A 19,945-nucleotide genomic window follows, 5' to 3' on the forward strand; every position below is an offset into this window, starting at 1 on the left:
GAGTATGCGACGTATAGCCGTAATGGGCGCTGCCGGGCGCATGGGCAAGACGCTGGTCGAGGCGGTGCAGCAGCGCTCCCCGGCCTCTGGGCTGACCGCGGCGATTGTTCGTCCCGGTAGCACGTTGATCGGTGCGGATGCGGGTGAGTTGGCTTCGCTGGGGCGTATCGGTGTCTCATTGTCAGGCAGCCTGGAGCAGGTGGCTGACGAATTCGATGTGCTGATCGACTTCACCCTGCCGGAGGTGATGCTGAAAAACCTCGCGTTCTGCCGCAAGGCGGGCAAGGCGATGGTGATTGGTACCACGGGTTTGACTGCGCAGCAGAAGCAGTTGTTGGAGGAGGCGGGCAAGGATATTCCCGTCGTCTTCGCTGCCAACTTCAGTGTCGGCGTGAACCTGTCGCTCAAGTTGCTGGACATGGCGGCGCGGGTGTTGGGGGATGAGGCGGATATCGAGATTATCGAGACGCATCACCGTCACAAGATCGATGCGCCGTCGGGTACCGCGCTGCGCATGGGTGAGGCTATTGCTGATGCGCTGGGGCGTGATCTGTCCAAGGTGGCGGTTTACGGTCGCGAAGGGCATACCGGTGCGCGTGCGCGTGACACCATTGGTTTTGCGACCGTCCGTGGCGGTGATGTGGTGGGCGACCACACGGTATTGTTTGCTACCGAGGGTGAGCGCCTGGAAATTACCCACAAGGCTTCGAGCCGCATGACATTCGCCAAGGGCGCGGTGCGTGCTGCGCTCTGGTTGGAAGGTCGCGAGGCTGGTCTGTACGATATGCGCGATGTGTTGGATCTGCACTAAGCAGTAGCTAAAACCGGGCCTCGGGGTTATCCTAAGGCCCCGTTTTTACCCGCTAAGCGACGTCCCGTCGCATTCTCCTGCCTTTAAGGCTCATTAGCGGTGGACCAAAAAAGCCTTTTTCTGTAAGCTACAGCTTTAGTGTGTCCACTAAAAGCGCGCAGAATAATTCAGTGAAGAAGCGGGGTGACGTGTCCATACGTCACTCCGCTTTTTTACAACCTGCGATCGCCCTTTCAGGCTTTATTTACGGGAGGTCTTCTTGACTAAGCCAGCCATACTCGCCCTTGCTGATGGCAGCATTTTTCGCGGCGAAGCCATTGGAGCCGACGGTCAAACCGTTGGAGAGGTGGTGTTTAACACCGCCATGACCGGCTATCAGGAAATCCTTACCGATCCTTCCTACGCCCAACAGATCGTTACCCTGACCTATCCGCACATCGGCAACACCGGTACTACGCCGGAAGACGTTGAGTCTGATCGTGTCTGGTCGGCGGGTCTGGTCATTCGTGATCTGCCACTGGTTGCGAGCAACTGGCGTAACACGATGTCGCTGTCCGATTACCTGAAAGCCAACAACGTTGTGGCGATCGCCGGTATCGATACGCGCCGCCTGACGCGCATCCTGCGTGAAAAGGGCTCGCAGAATGGCTGCATCATGGTCGGTGACAATATTTCCGAAGCCGCGGCGATTGCTGCAGCGCAAGGCTTCCCAGGCCTGAAAGGCATGGACCTGGCGAAAGTCGTCAGCACCAAGGAGCAGTACGAGTGGCGCTCCACTGTCTGGGACTTGAAGACCGACAGCCACGAGACTATCGAAGCGGCTGACCTGCCGTATCACGTGGTCGCATACGACTACGGCGTCAAGTACAACATCCTGCGTATGCTGGTCGAGCGTGGGTGCCGCGTGACCGTGGTGCCGGCGCAAACGCCTGCCAGCGACGTGCTGGCCCTGCAACCTGACGGCGTGTTCCTGTCCAACGGCCCGGGTGATCCGGAGCCTTGTGACTACGCCATCCAGGCCATCAAGGAAGTGCTGGAAACCGAGATTCCGGTATTTGGCATCTGCCTCGGTCACCAGCTGCTGGCGCTGGCCTCCGGTGCCAAGACCCTGAAAATGGGTCATGGTCATCACGGCGCCAACCACCCTGTGCAGGACCTGGACACCGGCGTTGTGATGATCACCAGCCAGAACCACGGTTTTGCGGTGGATGAAGCGACCTTGCCGAGCAATGTCCGCGCGATTCACAAGTCGTTGTTCGACGGTTCCCTGCAGGGTATCGAGCGTACTGACAAGAGCGCGTTCAGCTTCCAGGGCCACCCTGAAGCAAGCCCGGGCCCGAACGACGTAGCACCGCTGTTCGACCGTTTCATCAATGAGATGGCCAAGCGACGCTGACTGAGCGGCCTGCGGGCGGCCCCTACCTTGGTGGCCCCTGCAGGCTCTTCGAAGATTGTTCAAGACGGCTTGCCGACTGACCTGCGGATTTGAGTGACAAACCCATGCCAAAACGTACAGACATAAAAAGCATCCTGATTCTCGGCGCTGGCCCGATCGTTATCGGCCAGGCCTGCGAATTCGACTACTCCGGCGCCCAGGCCTGTAAAGCCCTGCGCGAAGAGGGTTACCGCGTCATCCTGGTGAACTCCAACCCGGCCACCATCATGACCGATCCGGACATGGCCGACGCTACCTACATCGAGCCGATCAAGTGGCAGACGGTTGCCAAGATCATCGAGAAAGAGCGTCCGGACGCACTGCTGCCGACCATGGGCGGCCAGACTGCATTGAACTGCGCCCTGGACCTGGAGCGCGAAGGCGTCCTGGAAAAATTCGGCGTAGAGATGATCGGCGCCAACGCCGACACCATCGACAAGGCTGAAGACCGTTCGCGCTTCGACAAGGCCATGAAGTCCATCGGCCTTGACTGTCCGCGCTCCGGTATCGCCCACAGCATGGAGGAGGCCAACGCAGTTCTCGAAAAGCTGGGCTTCCCGTGCATTATCCGTCCGTCCTTCACCATGGGCGGCACCGGTGGTGGTATTGCCTACAACCGTGAAGAGTTCGAAGAAATCTGCGCCCGTGGCCTGGACCTGTCTCCGACCAAAGAGCTGCTGATCGACGAATCCCTGATTGGCTGGAAAGAGTATGAGATGGAGGTTGTCCGCGACAAAAAGGACAATTGCATCATCGTCTGCTCCATCGAAAACTTCGACCCGATGGGTGTGCACACCGGTGACTCGATCACCGTTGCTCCGGCGCAGACCCTGACGGACAAGGAATACCAGATCATGCGTAACGCCTCTTTGGCGGTATTGCGTGAGATCGGCGTTGAAACCGGTGGTTCCAACGTTCAGTTCGGCATCTGCCCGGACACCGGCCGCATGGTCGTGATCGAGATGAACCCGCGTGTATCGCGTTCTTCGGCGCTGGCATCGAAAGCGACCGGTTTCCCGATTGCGCGTATCGCCGCCAAGCTGGCTATCGGTTACACCCTGGACGAACTGCAAAACGAAATCACGGGCGGCGCTACGCCGGCGTCCTTCGAGCCGTCCATCGACTATGTCGTGACCAAGCTGCCACGCTTTGCCTTCGAGAAGTTCGCCAAGGCCGACGCGCGCCTGACCACCCAGATGAAGTCGGTGGGTGAGGTCATGGCTATCGGCCGGACCTTCCAGGAGTCCTTGCAGAAAGCCCTGCGTGGCCTGGAAGTGGGCGTTTGCGGCCTGGACGAGAAGCTCGACCTGAGCAATCCGGAAAGCATGAGCATCCTCAAGCGTGAGCTGACCGTACCGGGCGCCGAGCGTATCTGGTATGTGGCTGATGCCTTCCGCGCCGGCATGACTGTCGAAGACATCTTTGGCATGAACATGATCGATCCGTGGTTCCTGGTGCAGATCGAAGATCTGATCAAGGAAGAGGAGAAGGTCAAGACCTTGGGTCTGGCCAGCATCGACCGCGACATGATGTTCCGCCTCAAGCGCAAAGGCTTCTCCGACCAGCGCCTGGCCAAGCTGCTGGGTGTGACCGAGAAAAACCTGCGCACGCATCGCCACAAGCTGGAGATCTTCCCGGTCTACAAGCGCGTTGATACCTGTGCCGCCGAGTTCGCCACCGACACTGCGTACCTGTACTCCACCTACGAGGAAGAGTGCGAGGCCGCGCCGTCGGGCCGCGACAAGATTATCATCCTGGGCGGTGGTCCGAACCGTATCGGCCAGGGTATCGAATTCGACTATTGCTGCGTACACGCCGCCCTCGCGCTGCGCGAAGACGGGTACGAGACCATCATGGTCAACTGCAACCCGGAAACTGTTTCCACTGACTACGACACTTCAGACCGTCTGTACTTCGAGCCGGTAACGTTGGAAGACGTGTTGGAAATCTGTCGTGTCGAGAAACCAAAAGGTGTGATCGTCCAGTACGGCGGCCAAACCCCGCTGAAACTGGCGCGTGCCCTTGAGGCTGCCGGCGTGCCAATCATCGGCACCAGCCCAGACGCCATCGACCGTGCCGAAGACCGTGAGCGCTTCCAGCAAATGGTTGAGCGCCTGAACCTGCGCCAGCCGCCAAACGCTACCGTGCGCAGCGAAGACGAGGCCATCCGTGCAGCCAGCAAGATCGGCTACCCGCTGGTGGTGCGTCCGTCCTACGTACTGGGCGGCCGAGCCATGGAAATCGTCTACGAAGAAGAAGAGCTCAAGCGTTACCTGCGTGATGCGGTAAAAGTGTCCAACGACAGCCCGGTGCTTCTGGACCACTTCCTCAACTGCGCCATCGAAATGGACGTGGATGCAGTTTGCGACGGTACCGACGTGGTCATCGGCGCGATCATGCAGCACATCGAGCAGGCGGGCGTTCACTCCGGTGACTCCGCGTGCTCGCTGCCGCCGTACTCGTTGCCTGCACATATCCAGGATGAGATGCGCGAGCAGGTCAAGAAAATGGCCTTGGAGTTGGGTGTTGTCGGCCTGATGAACGTACAGTTGGCGCTGCAGGGCGAAGACATCTATGTCATTGAAGTCAACCCGCGTGCTTCGCGTACCGTGCCGTTCGTTTCCAAGTGCATCGGCGTGTCCCTGGCCATGATCGCTGCGCGTGTGATGGCTGGTAAGACCCTGAAGGAAATTGGCTTCACCAAGGAAATCATTCCGAACTTCTACAGTGTGAAAGAGGCAGTGTTCCCATTTGCCAAATTCCCTGGTGTGGATCCGATCCTGGGCCCGGAGATGAAGTCCACCGGTGAAGTGATGGGCGTGGGCGACACCTTCGGTGAAGCGTTCGCCAAGGCCCAGATGGGCGCCAGCGAAGTGCTGCCGACCGGCGGTACTGCGTTTATCAGTGTGCGTGATGATGACAAGCCGCTGGTTGCAGGCGTGGCCCGTGATCTGATCAACTTGGGTTTTGAAATCGTGGCAACTGCCGGGACCGCCAAGCTGATCGAAGCGGCCGGCTTGAAAGTGCGCCGCGTGAACAAGGTGACGGAAGGCCGTCCGCATGTGGTCGACATGATCAAGAATGATGAAGTCACGCTGATCATCAATACCACCGAAGGTCGCCAGTCGATCGCGGATTCCTACTCCATTCGCCGTAATGCCTTGCAGCACAAGATCTACTGCACCACCACTATTGCTGCTGGCGAAGCTATCTGCGAAGCGCTCAAGTTCGGTCCGGAAAAGACCGTGCGTCGCTTGCAGGATCTACACGCAGGATTGAAGGCATGATCAAATACCCAATGACCGTCCAGGGCGCCAAGGCCCTGGAAGAGGAGCACGCCCATCTGACCAAGGTCGTACGTCCAAAGCTGAGCCAGGACATCGGTACGGCCCGCGAGCTGGGTGACTTGAAGGAAAACGCCGAATACCACGCTGCTCGTGAGCAGCAGGGTATGGTCGAGGCGCGGATCCGTGACATCGAAGGCCGTATGCAGAATGCGGTGATCATCGACGTCACGACTATTCCGCACACGGGCAAGGTGATTTTCGGTACCACCGTGGAGATCGCCAACGTCGAGACTGACGAGAGCGTGGTCTACCACATCGTGGGAGAGGACGAGGCTGACTTCAAGCTCGGCAAGATCTCCGTCGGCTCACCACTGGCCCGTGCCTTGATCGCCAAGGAAGAGGGGGATGTGGTGTCTGTCAAAACGCCAGGCGGTGTGATCGAGTACGAGATTGTTGAAGTTCGTCACATCTGAAAGGCGGCGCCCGCTTCGTGCGGGCGCCATGCTTTGGCAGCTTGCCCAGATGCTTTGGGTGGGCGGCCTATGGTTGTTACATCTTGGTGTATTGCCGGTGCTGGGCGTGATTGGCCTGGCTCCGTTGCTGATCGATGAAATCGATGGATTACTGAGTGCGCTGCTGGTGGGTTTCGCGGCGGCGTGCGTAGCGCTTCAGGCGTTGGTGCTGGTCAAGGCTGAAGGCTTGGAGAGTCTGTGGCGGGATATTCGCGGCCAACTGCTGTTGATGGCGCTGTATGCGTGTGCAATGTATTGCATTGTGCATGTCTGGCTGCCGGAAGCGTTGCGCTGGCAGCTATTCAGCTATCTTGTGCTAGGGTTCTCCGGCCTGGTGCTGGTTATACAGCCTGCTCCGGGATGGAGTGGCGGGGCGCGCGAAGCACGCCCGTGACCCTTTGTATTACTTGAAGCGGTGTACGTTCGACAGTTGCTTGTTGACGCTGAAGTTCTTGCGATACAGCAGCGCCATCTTGCCGATGACCTGAACCAGGTCCGCCTTGCCAACCTTGCACAGTTCTGCAATGGCGGCCAGGCGTGCTTCGCGGTCAAGGATGTTGACCTTGATCTTGATCAGTTCGTGATCGCCCAGTGCGCGTTCAAGTTCGGCTAACACACCTTCAGTCAAACCGTTGTCTGCCACAATCAGAACTGGTTTCAGATGGTGGCCAATGGATTTGTACTGTTTCTTCTGCTCTTGAGTGAGCGGCATAATCTGACCCCTGCGTCTGATCTTGTAAAAAGCGGCGGCCAGTTTACCCGAGCGAGTCCGGGACCGCCCAGTTAATCACGACCCGTTTTATTTTCGAGGTGGCCCGTGGCCCGTTCCAAAACTAGCCTTAAGTGGCTGCAAGAGCATTTCAACGATCCTTACGTCAAAAAGGCGCAAAAGGATGGCTATCGTTCCCGGGCCAGCTACAAGCTGTTGGAGATCCAGGACAAGGACAAGTTGATTCGTCCAGGCATGAGCGTCATCGATCTTGGCGCGGCCCCCGGTGGCTGGTCCCAGGTGACCAGTCGTCTGATTGGTGGTCAAGGTCGCCTGATTGCTTCCGACATCCTGGAAATGGACAGCATCCCGGACGTGACCTTTGTTCATGGAGACTTTACCCAGGACACAGTGCTCGCCCAGATCCTTGAGGCTGTGGGAAATTCGCAGGTAGACCTTGTGATTTCCGACATGGCCCCCAATATGAGTGGGTTACCGGCCGTCGATATGCCACGAGCCATGTTCCTTTGCGAATTGGCGCTGGATTTGGCGGGTCGGGTGTTGCGTCCCGGTGGTGATTTCCTGGTGAAGGTGTTCCAGGGAGAGGGTTTCGACGAGTACCACAAGAACATCCGCAAGTTGTTCGACAAGGTGCAGACGCGTAAACCAGACTCTTCCCGGGACCGGTCCAGGGAGCAATACCTGCTGTGCCGCGGCTTCCGTGGCGTCGAAGGCGCGGCGAGTGAAGAGCGTTTTTGAGGAATTCGAGGAGGGCGATAGGTTTTTTTATATCGCTTTCGTCACGAAGCTTTACGAATATTGTGTAGTCAAAGTTTCACAAAGGGTTACAGACGGCGCCTGCCAGAGTTGTAGGTAATGTAGTAAGTTAGGCCGGTGAATATCATGCGAAGCGCGCGCCAGTAGCGGAGCTTGCTTCAGAGGGTAGTTAATTGAACGATATGGCAAAGAATCTGATCCTGTGGTTGATCATCGCGGCTGTCCTCGTGACGGTGATGAACAACTTCTCCAGCCCTAACGAGCCGCAGACCCTCAACTATTCCGACTTCATCCAGCAAGTTAAGGATGGCAAGGTCGAGCGCGTAGCGGTTGATGGCTACGTGATCACCGGCAAACGCAACGATGGCGATAGCTTCAAGACCATTCGTCCGGCAATTCAGGACAACGGTCTGATCGGCGACCTGGTGGATAACCACGTGGTTGTCGAAGGCAAGCAGCCTGAGCAGCAGAGCATCTGGACTCAACTCCTGGTGGCAAGCTTCCCGATCCTGGTGATCATTGCCGTGTTCATGTTCTTCATGCGCCAGATGCAAGGCGGTGCGGGAGGCAAGGGCGGGCCGATGAGCTTCGGCAAGAGCAAGGCGCGCCTGCTCTCTGAAGATCAGGTGAAGACCACCCTGGCTGACGTAGCGGGTTGCGACGAAGCCAAGGAAGAAGTCGGCGAGTTGGTTGAGTTCTTGCGCGATCCAGGCAAATTCCAGCGCCTGGGTGGCCGTATTCCTCGCGGCGTGCTGATGGTCGGCCCTCCAGGTACCGGTAAAACCTTGCTGGCCAAGGCCATTGCCGGCGAAGCCAAGGTACCGTTCTTCACCATTTCCGGTTCTGACTTTGTTGAAATGTTCGTCGGTGTCGGTGCGAGCCGCGTTCGCGACATGTTCGAACAGGCCAAGAAGCATGCGCCATGCATCATCTTCATCGATGAAATCGACGCCGTTGGTCGCCATCGTGGTGCTGGCATGGGCGGTGGTCATGATGAGCGTGAGCAAACCCTCAACCAGTTGCTGGTCGAGATGGATGGTTTCGAGATGAATGACGGCATCATCGTCATCGCGGCAACCAACCGTCCGGACGTGCTGGATCCTGCGCTGTTGCGTCCAGGCCGCTTTGACCGCCAGGTGGTGGTTGGCTTGCCGGATATCCGTGGGCGCGAACAAATCCTGAAAGTGCACATGCGCAAAGTGCCAATGGGCGACGACGTTGCACCGGCTGTGATTGCCCGTGGTACCCCGGGGTTCTCGGGTGCTGACTTGGCCAACCTGGTGAACGAGGCTTCGCTGTTTGCAGCCCGTACCGGCAAGCGCATCGTTGAAATGAAAGAGTTCGAGCTGGCGAAAGACAAGATCATGATGGGCGCTGAGCGTAAATCCATGGTCATGTCCGAAAAAGAGAAGCAGAACACTGCTTATCACGAAGCGGGTCACGCCATTGTGGGGCGCGTCGTTCCTGAGCATGACCCGGTCTACAAAGTGTCGATCATTCCTCGTGGTCGTGCGTTGGGTGTCACCATGTTCCTGCCGGAAGAAGATCGTTATAGCCTCTCCAAGCGTGCGCTGATCAGCCAGATCTGTTCGCTGTACGGCGGTCGAATTGCTGAAGAAATGACCTTGGGCTTCGACGGCGTGACCACTGGGGCTTCCAACGACATCATGCGCGCCAGCCAGATTGCGCGGAACATGGTGACCAAGTGGGGCTTGTCGGAAAAACTCGGTCCTTTGATGTACGCCGAGGAAGAAGGTGAAGTATTCCTGGGGCGTGGCGGCGGTGGTCAAAACGCCAGTTTCTCTGGTGAGACAGCCAAGCTGATCGATTCTGAGGTGCGCAGTATCATTGACCAGTGCTATGGCACGGCCAAGCAGATCCTTACCGATAATCGCGACAAGCTTGATGCAATGGCTGATGCATTGATGAAGTACGAGACCATCGATGCAGACCAGATCGACGACATTATGGCCGGTCGGGCGCCTCGTGAGCCTCGTGATTGGGAAGGTGGTTCGGGTACTTCGGGCACCCCGCCAGTGGTTCAGAACGAACGTCCTGAAACCCCAATCGGTGGCCCGGCAGCTGACCATTAAGGTTTGAAATGACTTTTGCTTCGTCCTCCCCCCGGTTGCCTTGCGGCAACCGGGTTCTTGATTTGGCCCATACGCATGTCATGGGCATTCTTAATGTAACCCCTGACTCCTTTTCCGATGGTGGCCGCTTCAGCCAGCTTGATGCTGCATTGCGCCACGCGGAAGCTATGGTGGCGGCTGGCGCGACCTTGATTGATGTGGGCGGTGAATCGACTCGGCCTGGTGCTCGCGCAGTTTCTCCTTTGGAGGAGTTGGAGCGCGTGGCGCCGATTGTCGAGCGCATCGCTCGAGAGTTGGATGTGATCATTTCGGTTGATACCTCCACTCCGGCCGTGATGCGTGAGACTGCGCGATTAGGTGCCGGCTTGATCAACGATGTGCGGTCCCTGCGGCGCGACGGTGCTCTGGATGCAGCTGCAGCTACCGGTTTGCCGGTGTGTTTGATGCATATGCTGGGTGAGCCCGGCAATATGCAGGACAGCCCGCACTATGATGACCTGGTTGGTGAAGTGAGTGGTTTTCTCTCCGAGCGCGTTGCCCAATGCGCCGCGGTAGGTATTGCGCCGGAAAGGATCATCCTTGATCCGGGGTTTGGTTTCGCCAAGACCCTGCAACACAATTTGAGTTTGTTCAAGCACATGGAGTCCTTGCACGCCCTTGGTCGGCCCCTGTTGGTGGGTGTTTCGCGCAAGAGCATGATAGGGCTGGCATTGAGCCGTCCGGTGGGTGAGCGGTTGTACGGCGGTCTTGCACTGGCGGCGCTCGCGGTGACCAAGGGTGCGCGCATCTTGCGTGTGCATGACGTTGCTGAGACCGTGGATGTGGTACGCATGATTGCAGCTGTGGAATCAGCCGAATAAGAATGATGGAGCACTTATGACTAAAAAATACTTTGGCACCGACGGTATCCGTGGTCGGGTCGGCGAGTTTCCGATTACTCCTGATTTCATGCTCAAGCTTGGATGGGCGGCGGGTATGGCGTTCCGCAGCATGGGGGCGTGTCGCATCCTGGTGGGCAAGGACACCCGGATTTCGGGGTACATGTTTGAATCAGCGCTTGAGGCCGGCTTATCCGCCGCAGGCGCCGATGTGATGTTGCTGGGGCCAATGCCGACGCCCGCGATTGCATACCTGACGCGTACCTTTCACGCTGAGGCCGGTATTGTGATCAGTGCTTCGCACAATCCACACGACGACAACGGCATCAAGTTCTTCTCCGGCCAGGGCACCAAGTTGCCGGATGAGATTGAGCTGATGATCGAAGAATTGTTGGATACGCCGATGACCGTGGTCGAGTCCAGCAAGCTGGGCAAGGTGTCACGTATCAATGACGCGTCTGGTCGTTATATCGAGTTCTGCAAGAGCAGTGTGCCAACCAGCACCAATTTTGCCGGCCTGAAGATTGTTGTCGACTGCGCCCATGGTGCGACCTACAAAGTCGCGCCAAGCGTATTCAAGGAGTTGGGCGCAGACGTGACAGTGCTGTCGGCTCAGCCCAACGGATTGAACATCAACGAAAACTGCGGCTCCACCCATATGGAGCAGTTGCAAGCCGCTGTCCTGGCCGAGCATGCCGACCTCGGGATTGCCTTCGACGGTGACGGCGACCGTGTGCTGATGGTCGACCACACGGGTGCCGTGGTCGATGGCGATGATCTGTTGTTCATCATTGCCCGTGACCTGCATGAGCGTAACAAGCTGCAAGGCGGTGTCGTCGGTACGCTGATGAGCAACCTGGGGCTTGAGCTGGCGTTGGCAGACCTGGGTATTCCTTTTGTTCGCGCCAACGTCGGTGACCGGTATGTGATCGCCGAGCTGCTGGAGCGTAACTGGCAGGTAGGTGGTGAGAACTCCGGGCACGTGGTGTGCTTCCAGCACACCACCACCGGTGACGCGATTATTGCGGCGTTGCAGGTGCTATTGGCTTTGCGTCGCCGCGAAGAGAGCCTGGCCCAGGCGCGTCAGGCTTTGCGCAAATGCCCGCAAGTATTGCTGAACGTGCGTTTCGCAGGTGGGGAAAACCCGATCGAGCACCCTGCTGTCAAAGAGGCTTGCGAGCGCGCGACCCTGGCAATGGCTGGTCGTGGACGGGTATTGCTACGCAAGTCCGGCACAGAGCCTTTGGTGCGCGTCATGGTCGAAGGTGACGACGAAATACAGGTTCGCGGTCATGCCGAGGACCTGGCAAAATTGGTAACTGAAGTTTGCGCCTGAATTCGGCTTGCCAGTGATGATGTGGTTGGGTAACATCTGCGCCCACTTTGACCGACGAGGTACAGCATGCGTCGCACTATGGTAGCTGGTAACTGGAAGATGCACGGTACCCGCGCCAGTGTCGCTGAGCTGATCAATGGCCTTCGTCACTTGGCCTTGCCTAGCGGTGTTGATATCGCGGTGTTCCCGCCTTGCTTGCATATCACCCAAGTGGTGGATGGCTTGAAAGGTAAGTCGATTCAGGTCGGCGCGCAGAACTCCGCGGTGGAAGCCATGCAAGGTGCGTTGACCGGTGAGATTGCACCGAGTCAGCTGGTTGATGCGGGTTGTTCCTATGTGCTTGTCGGGCACTCCGAGCGCCGTCAGATGATGGGCGAGCGTGATGGGACACTCAATCGCAAGTTCGCAGCAGCGCAGGCTTGTGGCTTGATTCCGGTGTTGTGTATTGGGGAGACCCTTGAGCAGCGTGAATCGGGCAAGACTCTTGAGGTTGTCTCGCGTCAGCTTGGCAGCATCATCGAGGAGCTGGGTGTTGGTGCGTTCGCAAAGGCGGTAATTGCTTACGAGCCGGTCTGGGCCATTGGCACCGGGCTGACTGCTACACCGCAACAGGCGCAGGATGTGCACGCAGCCATCCGTGCTCAGTTAGCGGCAGAGAATTCTGAAGTCGCACAAGGTGTGCGGCTTCTATACGGCGGCAGCGTGAAGGCGGCCAATGCGGTCGAACTGTTCGGCATGCCGGATATCGATGGGGGGCTCATTGGTGGAGCTTCCCTGAATGCAGATGAGTTCGGTGCGATTTGTCGCGCCGCGGGAAACTGAAAAAATGCTGGAAACAGTCGTAGTCGTTTTTCATCTGTTGGCTGCCTTGGGCGTAGTTGCCCTGGTTTTGTTGCAACAGGGTAAAGGTGCGGATGCTGGTGCGTCTTTCGGTGCAGGTGCTTCAAATACTGTGTTCGGAAGCCAAGGTTCCTCTACCTTTCTTAGTAAGTTTACTGCTATACTTGCCGCCGGTTTCTTCATAACCAGCTTAGGGTTAGGTTACTTTGCTAAAGAGAAAGCTCATGTGCTGACTCAAGTAGGTTTGCCAAACCCAGCAGTGTTGGAAGTGCCAAAAGCAAAACCGGCTTCTGATGATGTCCCGGTGCTTCAAGAGCAAAAGTCGGCTACTCCAGCGACTGACGTACCTCCAGCTCAAGAGCAGAAGTAAGAAGGGTTGTAAGCGCTGTATTGCCGAGGTGGTGGAATTGGTAGACACGCAACCTTGAGGTGGTTGTGCCCATAGGGTGTAGGGGTTCGAGTCCCCTTCTCGGTACCAATTATCAGGAGAGCCCGCTGTTGCGGGCTTTCTTGTAGGTGGAAGGTTACATTGACCCTGTAAGGGATCGGTCGTATACTTCCGCCCCAGCTTTGTCGCGGGGTGGAGCAGTCTGGTAGCTCGTCGGGCTCATAACCCGAAGGTCGTCGGTTCAAATCCGGCCCCCGCAACCAGTTTTAGCGGAGCCCCTTTTAAGGGGCTTTTTGTTAGCTGGACACTTTCAACGCCGCTGTTCGACGGCGTTTCAAGGATGGGCGTTTCGCCCATTTTTTTATTTTGCACAGCATGCACATACATGCACGAGGGGGTTCAGGTGTCGAGCAAGCTAGAAGAGTTGCAGGCCTTGTTGGCCCCGGTGGTCGTGGCCCTAGGCTATGAATGCTGGGGTATTGAGTTTTCGGCTCAAGGTCGCCACTCAATGTTGCGCGTTTATATCGATAAAGAGGGCGGCGTGCTGGTGGACGATTGTGCCATTGTCAGCCGTCAGATCAGCGGTGTTCTGGATGTTGAAGATCCTATCTCCGTTGAATACACCCTCGAAGTTTCCTCGCCAGGCATGGAACGCCCACTGTTCACTATTGATCAGTTTGCAAAATTTGCCGGTGAACAAGTGAAGATCAAGCTGCGATCCCCGTTCGAAGGGCGTCGCAACTTTCAGGGCCTTCTGCGCGGTGTAGAAGAACAGGATGTCGTGGTGCAGGTAGAAGACCATGAGTTCCTGTTGCCGATCGATATGATCGACAAGGCCAACATTATTCCCAGTTTTGACTGAGACGCGGATCCCGCGGATCCAATGGCTTGCGAAAGGCGAGGCGTACGATGAGCAAAGAAGTACTGCTGGTTGTTGAGTCGGTATCCAATGAAAAGGGCGTACCGGCAAACGTGATTTTTGAAGCGCTGGAGCTGGCCCTGGCCACTGCTACCAAAAAGCGTTTTGAAGACGAAGTTGATCTGCGTGTGGAAATCAACCGCCACACCGGTGCCTATGAGACTTTCCGTCGCTGGACGGTCGTCGAAGAAGCCGATCTTGATGATCCGGCCATCGAAACCTGGCCAAGCAAGGTTGCTGAAACGCACCCAGGCGCCCAGGTCGGTGATGTCGTTGAAGAAAAGATCGAGTCCATCGAGTTCGGCCGCATTGCTGCACAGACCGCCAAGCAGGTCATTGTGCAGAAGGTTCGCGAAGCCGAGCGCGCTCAAGTCGTTGATGCCTATCGCGAGCGCCTGGGTGAAATCATCTCCGGCACCGTGAAAAAAGTTACCCGCGACAATGTGATCGTCGACCTGGGCAACAACGCTGAAGCGTTGCTGGCCCGCGAAGACATCATCTCTCGCGAAACCTTCCGTGTTGGCGTGCGTTTGCGTGCGCTGCTCAAGGAAATCCGCACCGAGAACCGTGGCCCTCAGTTGATCCTGTCGCGCACTGCGCCGGAAATGCTGATTGAGCTGTTCCGTATCGAGGTGCCGGAAATTGCCGAAGGCCTGATCGAAGTCATGGCTGCGTCCCGCGACCCGGGTTCGCGTGCCAAGATCGCGGTCCGCTCCAAGGACAAACGCATCGACCCGCAAGGCGCTTGCATTGGTATGCGCGGTTCGCGCGTCCAGGCAGTGTCGGGCGAATTGGGTGGTGAGCGTGTGGACATCGTCCTCTGGGACGACAACCCGGCGCAGTTCGTGATCAACGCCATGTCGCCGGCTGAAGTGGCGGCAATTATCGTTGACGAGGATGCCCATGCAATGGACATCGCCGTTGGCGCAGACAATCTGGCCCAGGCCATTGGTCGTGGTGGTCAGAACGTGCGTCTGGCCAGCCAGTTGACCGGCTGGACACTGAACGTGATGACCGAATCGGACATCCAGGCTAAGCAGCAAGCTGAAACCGGTGACATCCTGCGCAACTTCATCGACGAGTTGGAAGTCGACGAAGACCTGGCGCAGGTGCTGGTAGATGAAGGCTTCACCAGCCTGGAAGAGATTGCCTACGTACCGTTGGAAGAAATGCTCAACATCGACGGCTTTGACGAAGACACCGTCAACGAGCTTCGCGCTCGGGCCAAGGATCGTTTGTTGACTAAAGCCATCGCTACTGAGGAAAAGCTGGCAGACGCCCATCCGGCCGAAGACCTGCTCTCGCTTGAGGGTATGGACAAGGATTTGGCGATGGAACTGGCGGTGCGCGGCGTAATTACCCGCGAAGACCTGGCCGAGCAGTCTATTGACGATCTGCTCGACATCGACGGCATTGACGATGATCGTGCCGGCAAGTTGATCATGGCCGCCCGAGCCCATTGGTTCGAGTAATTAGGCGCGGCCTGAGGAGAGAAGTGCATGACGCAAGTCACGGTGAAACAACTGGCCGATGAGGTCAAAACACCGGTAGAGCGCCTGTTGCAGCAGATGCGTGAGGCAGGTCTGCCGCACACCGCCGCCGAGGAACATGTGAGCGACAGTGAGAAGCAATCGTTGCTGACTCACTTGAAAAGCAGCCACAAGGCGAAAGTGGAAGAACCGCGCAAGATTACATTGCAGCGCAAAACAACCAGCACCCTGCGGGTGGCTGGTAGCAAGAGCATCAGCGTTGAAGTGCGTAAGAAGAAAGTCTTCGTACAGCGCAGCCCGGAAGAAATCGAAGCCGAGCGCAAACGCGAGATGGACGAACGTCGCGCAGTAGAAAATGCTGCACGCCAGAAGGCTGAAGAAGAAGCCAAGCGTCGCGCCGAAGAAGAAGCGCGTAGCCAGCCTGCTGCTGCGCAATCCGCTACTGATGCAGTCGCTGCACCTAGCGCGCCTGTTGAAACTGTGCGTGAGGCCGCTCCGGTTGCCGCTGCTCCAGCACCTGCTGCTGACGCTCGCAAGCGCGACGAACCTCGTCGTCCGGACAAACCACGTGCCGACGATAACAATCGTCGCAGTGGTGGTGGCGATGGCGAGCGTAAAAACGCTCCGCATCGTGCCTCGGTCAAAGAGAAAGCGCCTGCTCCGCGCGTTGCGCCACGCACTACCGACGAAGAAAGCGATGGCTTCCGTCGTGGTGGTCGCGGCAAGGCCAAGCTGAAGAAACGCAACGCCCACGGTTTCCAGAGCCCAACCGGCCCTGTCGTGCGTGATGTGCAGATCGGCGAGACCATCACGGTTGGCGATCTGGCCAATCAGATGTCGGTCAAGGCTGCTGAAATCATCAAGTTCATGTTCAAACTGGGTACTCCAGCGACCATCAACCAGGTGCTTGATCAGGAAACTGCTCAACTGGTAGCCGAAGAACTGGGCCACAAAGTGACCCTGGTCAGCGACACCGCCCTGGAAGACTCCCTGGCCGAGTCCCTGAAGTTTGAAGGCGAGACCTTCTCCCGTGCACCAGTCGTGACCGTAATGGGCCACGTTGACCACGGTAAGACCTCGCTGCTCGACTACATCCGTCGTGCCAAGGTAGCTGCCGGCGAAGCCGGTGGTATCACCCAGCACATCGGTGCATACCACGTTGAAACCGAGCGCGGCATGGTCACCTTCCTTGACACCCCAGGTCACGCCGCGTTTACCGCAATGCGTGCCCGTGGTGCCAAGGCGACCGACATCGTGATCCTGGTAGTTGCAGCGGACGACGGCGTAATGCCGCAGACCATTGAAGCTGTCCAGCACGCCAAGGCCGCTGGTGTTCCACTGGTTGTTGCCGTGAACAAAATCGACAAGCCGGGCGCCGATCTCGATCGCATCCGTAGCGAACTGTCGGTTCACGGTGTGACTTCCGAGGAGTGGGGCGGTGATACGCCGTTCGTTTCGGTTTCGGCGAAAGTCGGTACTGGCGTAGACGAACTGCTCGAAGCGGTCCTGCTGCAAGCCGAAGTCCTGGAACTCAAAGCAACGCCATCGGCCCCGGGTCGTGGTGTTGTGGTTGAATCGCGTCTCGACAAGGGTCGTGGCCCGGTTGCTACCGTTCTGGTTCAAGACGGTACCCTGCGCCAAGGCGACATGGTGCTGGTCGGTTCGAACTATGGCCGTGTACGTGCCATGCTCGACGAGAACGGCAAGCCAATCAAGGAAGCGGGTCCTTCCATCCCTGTCGAGATCCTCGGCCTGGACGGTACCCCGGACGCTGGCGACGAGATGAGCGTGCTGTCGGACGAGAAGAAAGCCCGTGAAGTGGCTCTGTTCCGTCAAGGTAAGTTCCGCGAAGTCAAGCTGGCCCGTGCTCACGCCGGCAAGCTGGAAAACATCTTCGAGAACATGGGCCAGGCAGAGAAGAAGACGCTTAATATCGTCCTCAAATCTGACGTCCGTGGTTCCCTCGAAGCGTTGAACGGCGCCTTGAACGGCCTGGGTAACGACGAAGTGCAAGTGCGTGTTGTGGGTGGCGGTGTCGGTGGTATTACCGAGTCCGACGCCAACCTGGCACTGGCTTCCAACGCTGTACTGTTCGGCTTCAACGTGCGTGCCGATGCTGGCGCTCGCAAGATCGTCGAGCAGGAAGGCCTGGACATGCGTTACTACAACGTCATCTACGACATCATCGAAGACGTCAAGAAGGCCCTCACCGGCATGCTTGGCAGTGACGTCCGGGAGAACATCCTGGGTGTCGCCGAGGTTCGTGACGTGTTCCGCTCGCCGAAATTCGGTGCGATCGCCGGTTGCATGGTTATCGAAGGTACCGTGTACCGTAACCGTCCAATTCGTGTACTGCGTGAAGACATCGTTATCTTCGAAGGCGAGCTGGAATCCCTGCGCCGCTTCAAGGATGACGCTTCCGAAGTGCGTGCCGGCATGGAATGCGGTATCGGCGTCAAGAGCTACAACGACGTCAAGGCTGGTGACAAGATCGAAGTCTACGAGAAGGTTCAGGTTGCTCGCAGCCTCTAACTCGCGCACTTCAGGAGCCACGCCGCGTGTGGGCATGCAAATGCCCCGCGCAGCGTGCGGACTCTAAACGCAACGCCCGGTCTGGCTTTTGTCAGGCCGGGCGTTTGCCGCTTTCAGACCCCATGGGTTTCACCGTGTGGCAGTAACAGGTAACAAGACATGGCAAAAGAATACAGCCGTACCCAGCGTATCGGCGATCAGATGCAGCGTGAGCTGGCCCAACTGATCCGTCGCGAAGTCAAAGACCCGCGTGTTGGCCTGGTCACCATCACCGCTGTAGAAGTGAGCCGTGACGTCGGTCACGCGAAGATCTTCATCACCGTGATGGGGCAGGACAACAGCGAAGAAATCGCGCAAAGCATCAAGGTGCTCAACTCGGCGGCAGGTTTCCTGCGCATGCAGTTGGCCCGTGAAATGAAGCTGCGCAGCGTGCCCCAGTTGCACTTCCACTACGACGAAAGCGTCGTGCGTGGTGCGCACCTGTCGGCCCTGATCGAGCGCGCCGTGGCTGAAGACAATCAGCATCCGTCCACACCTGAAGACGCCAAGGAGTAAGCGGTGGCTCAGGTCAAACGTATCCGTCGCAACGTCAGCGGCATCATTCTGCTCGACAAGCCGATTGGCTTTACCTCCAATGCCGCGTTGCAGAAGGTCCGCTGGTTGCTCAATGCCGAGAAGGCCGGACACACCGGCAGCCTTGATCCCTTGGCTACTGGCGTACTGCCGTTGTGCTTTGGCGAGGCCACCAAGTTCTCGCAATACCTGCTCGACTCGGACAAGGGTTACGAAACCCTGATGCAACTGGGCAAGACCACCACCACGGCAGATGCCGAAGGTGATGTTTTGCAGGTTCGCGACGTGACCGTTGGTCGTGCTGATATCGAAGCTGCTTTACCTGCTTTTCGTGGGCAAATCAGTCAGATACCGCCGATGTACTCGGCTCTAAAGCGTGATGGGCAGCCCCTTTACAAGCTGGCACGTGCGGGCGAAGTAGTGGAGCGCGAACCGCGTTCTGTTACTATTGCGCGCTTGGAATTGCTCGCCTGTGAAGGTGACACCGCACGCTTGGCCGTAGACTGCAGCAAAGGCACTTATATCCGTACCCTGGTGGAAGATATTGGTGAACAGCTCGGTTGCGGCGCGTATGTAGCTGAACTGCGACGCACCCAGGCCGGACCTTTCAGCCTGGCCCAGACGGTCACGCTGGAAGAGTTGGAGGCGGTACACGCCGAAGGTGGCAACGAAGCAGTTGATCGCTTCCTGATGCCATCGGACAGCGGTTTACTGGATTGGCCATTGCTGCACTTTTCGGAACACAGCGCGTTCTACTGGCTTAACGGCCAGCCGGTACGCGCCCCGGATGCCCCGAAGTTCGGCATGGTGCGGGTACAGGATCATAACGGTCGCTTTATCGGTATCGGTGAAGTGAGCGAAGACGGGCGCATCGCGCCACGTCGACTGATTCGGTCAGAATGACCGAACGAGTGTGGCTGTTAACAGGCACGGTCAACACTCATTTTTAGATACAGGGATTTGTCCCTGGCCTGTTGAAACTGCCCTTTGGGTGGTTTCCTGAAAAAAGGATTGCCTCATGGCTCTCGACGTTCAAGAAAAAGCACAAATCGTAGCTGACTACCAGCAAGCTGTTGGTGACACTGGTTCGCCAGAAGTGCAAGTTGCACTGCTGACCCACAACATCAACAAGCTGCAAGGTCACTTCAAGGCCAACGGTAAAGATCACCACTCCCGTCGTGGTCTGATCCGCATGGTAAACCAGCGCCGTAAGCTGCTGGACTACCTGAAAGGCAAGGATCTGGGTCGTTATCAGGCTCTGATCGGTCGCCTGGGTCTGCGTCGCTAATCAGCGATTGCGCTAGAGGTTGGTTGTCTGCCGTGTGTCAGTGGGATTCCCGCTGGCCCATGGTAGGCTCCCAGCCT

Annotated in this window: 18 protein-coding genes and 2 tRNA genes; 19 read left to right on the forward strand and 1 reads right to left on the reverse strand. The window is 57.7% G+C overall.

All coding sequences use genetic code 11. The features are described from left to right. Positions 1 to 4 precede the first annotated feature (4 nt). The 5 genes from dapB to BFP99_RS16055 all read left to right on the forward strand — a co-directional run bounded on the left by dapB (position 5) and on the right by BFP99_RS16055 (position 6,439). A complete protein-coding gene (dapB, locus tag BFP99_RS16035; RefSeq protein ID WP_027605360.1) occupies positions 5 to 811 on the forward strand; it encodes a 4-hydroxy-tetrahydrodipicolinate reductase in 807 nt (268 codons plus the stop codon). A 259-nt stretch (positions 812 to 1,070) separates the two neighbouring features. Beyond that, positions 1,071 to 2,207: a glutamine-hydrolyzing carbamoyl-phosphate synthase small subunit gene (carA, locus tag BFP99_RS16040; RefSeq protein ID WP_027605361.1), complete on the forward strand. Its 1,137-nt coding sequence runs from the start codon at positions 1,071 to 1,073 to the stop codon at positions 2,205 to 2,207. A gap of 104 nt (positions 2,208 to 2,311) precedes the next feature. Beyond that, a complete protein-coding gene (carB, locus tag BFP99_RS16045) occupies positions 2,312 to 5,533 on the forward strand; it encodes a carbamoyl-phosphate synthase large subunit (RefSeq protein WP_027605362.1) in 3,222 nt (1,073 codons plus the stop codon). Further along, positions 5,530 to 6,006 (forward strand): transcription elongation factor GreA, encoded by a 477-nt coding sequence (greA, locus tag BFP99_RS16050; RefSeq protein WP_053137809.1) that lies wholly within the window; start codon positions 5,530 to 5,532, stop codon positions 6,004 to 6,006. Before carB ends, greA begins: the two co-directional genes overlap by 4 nt. Positions 6,007 to 6,034: 28 nt before the next feature. Next, positions 6,035 to 6,439 (forward strand): hypothetical protein, encoded by a 405-nt coding sequence (locus BFP99_RS16055; protein ID WP_027605364.1) that lies wholly within the window; start codon positions 6,035 to 6,037, stop codon positions 6,437 to 6,439. Positions 6,440 to 6,448: 9 nt separating this feature from the next. Here BFP99_RS16055 and BFP99_RS16060 read toward each other — a convergent pair whose 3' ends face one another. Further along, entirely contained in the window at positions 6,449 to 6,757 is a 309-nt protein-coding gene (locus BFP99_RS16060; protein WP_017139256.1) for a YhbY family RNA-binding protein, read from the reverse strand. A 105-nt stretch (positions 6,758 to 6,862) separates the two neighbouring features. Between BFP99_RS16060 and rlmE the strand changes: the two genes are divergently transcribed. The 14 genes from rlmE to rpsO all read left to right on the forward strand — a co-directional run bounded on the left by rlmE (position 6,863) and on the right by rpsO (position 19,868). Next, positions 6,863 to 7,513, forward strand: a complete 651-nt coding sequence (gene rlmE / locus BFP99_RS16065; RefSeq protein ID WP_015885924.1) for a 23S rRNA (uridine(2552)-2'-O)-methyltransferase RlmE — start codon at positions 6,863 to 6,865, stop codon at positions 7,511 to 7,513. Positions 7,514 to 7,713: 200 nt separating this feature from the next. Beyond that, entirely contained in the window at positions 7,714 to 9,624 is a 1,911-nt protein-coding gene (gene ftsH, locus BFP99_RS16070) for an ATP-dependent zinc metalloprotease FtsH (protein WP_027605365.1), read from the forward strand. 8 nt (positions 9,625 to 9,632) lie between these two features. Further along, positions 9,633 to 10,484, forward strand: coding sequence for a dihydropteroate synthase (gene folP / locus BFP99_RS16075; RefSeq protein ID WP_065947689.1), 852 nt, complete (start codon positions 9,633 to 9,635; stop codon positions 10,482 to 10,484). 16 nt (positions 10,485 to 10,500) lie between these two features. Continuing rightward, entirely contained in the window at positions 10,501 to 11,838 is a 1,338-nt protein-coding gene (gene glmM / locus BFP99_RS16080) for a phosphoglucosamine mutase (RefSeq protein WP_065925311.1), read from the forward strand. 66 nt (positions 11,839 to 11,904) lie between these two features. Further along, positions 11,905 to 12,660 carry a triose-phosphate isomerase gene (gene tpiA, locus BFP99_RS16085; RefSeq protein WP_015885920.1) on the forward strand — a complete coding sequence of 252 codons (756 nt, stop codon included), beginning with the start codon at positions 11,905 to 11,907 and terminating at the stop codon, positions 12,658 to 12,660. A gap of 4 nt (positions 12,661 to 12,664) precedes the next feature. After that, complete coding sequence (gene secG / locus BFP99_RS32180; RefSeq protein ID WP_010206600.1) at positions 12,665 to 13,048, forward strand: preprotein translocase subunit SecG; 384 nt, start codon at positions 12,665 to 12,667, stop codon at positions 13,046 to 13,048. Positions 13,049 to 13,070: 22 nt separating this feature from the next. Beyond that, positions 13,071 to 13,156 (forward strand) — tRNA-Leu (locus BFP99_RS16090). 96 nt (positions 13,157 to 13,252) lie between these two features. Next, positions 13,253 to 13,329 (forward strand) — tRNA-Met (locus BFP99_RS16095). Between the two features lie 140 nt (positions 13,330 to 13,469). Then, positions 13,470 to 13,928: a ribosome maturation factor RimP gene (gene rimP / locus BFP99_RS16100; RefSeq protein WP_003235029.1), complete on the forward strand. Its 459-nt coding sequence runs from the start codon at positions 13,470 to 13,472 to the stop codon at positions 13,926 to 13,928. 47 nt (positions 13,929 to 13,975) lie between these two features. Then, positions 13,976 to 15,457, forward strand: a complete 1,482-nt coding sequence (gene nusA, locus BFP99_RS16105; RefSeq protein WP_003212187.1) for a transcription termination factor NusA — start codon at positions 13,976 to 13,978, stop codon at positions 15,455 to 15,457. A gap of 27 nt (positions 15,458 to 15,484) precedes the next feature. Next, the gene (gene infB, locus BFP99_RS16110) at positions 15,485 to 18,007 is read left to right on the forward strand and encodes a translation initiation factor IF-2 (protein ID WP_065925310.1); all 2,523 of its coding nucleotides are present in this window, start codon (positions 15,485 to 15,487) and stop codon (positions 18,005 to 18,007) included. A 159-nt stretch (positions 18,008 to 18,166) separates the two neighbouring features. Next, on the forward strand, positions 18,167 to 18,562 hold the full coding sequence (rbfA, locus tag BFP99_RS16115) for a 30S ribosome-binding factor RbfA (protein ID WP_029298974.1): 396 nt from the start codon (positions 18,167 to 18,169) through the stop codon (positions 18,560 to 18,562). Positions 18,563 to 18,565: 3 nt separating this feature from the next. Then, complete coding sequence (truB, locus tag BFP99_RS16120; protein WP_027605370.1) at positions 18,566 to 19,483, forward strand: tRNA pseudouridine(55) synthase TruB; 918 nt, start codon at positions 18,566 to 18,568, stop codon at positions 19,481 to 19,483. Between the two features lie 115 nt (positions 19,484 to 19,598). Continuing rightward, complete coding sequence (gene rpsO / locus BFP99_RS16125) at positions 19,599 to 19,868, forward strand: 30S ribosomal protein S15 (RefSeq protein WP_003176135.1); 270 nt, start codon at positions 19,599 to 19,601, stop codon at positions 19,866 to 19,868. The last annotated feature ends 77 nt before the right edge of the window (positions 19,869 to 19,945 follow it).

Source organism: Pseudomonas sp. 1 R 17, from assembly GCF_900067035.1.
GTDB classification, from domain to species: domain Bacteria; phylum Pseudomonadota; class Gammaproteobacteria; order Pseudomonadales; family Pseudomonadaceae; genus Aquipseudomonas; species Aquipseudomonas marginalis.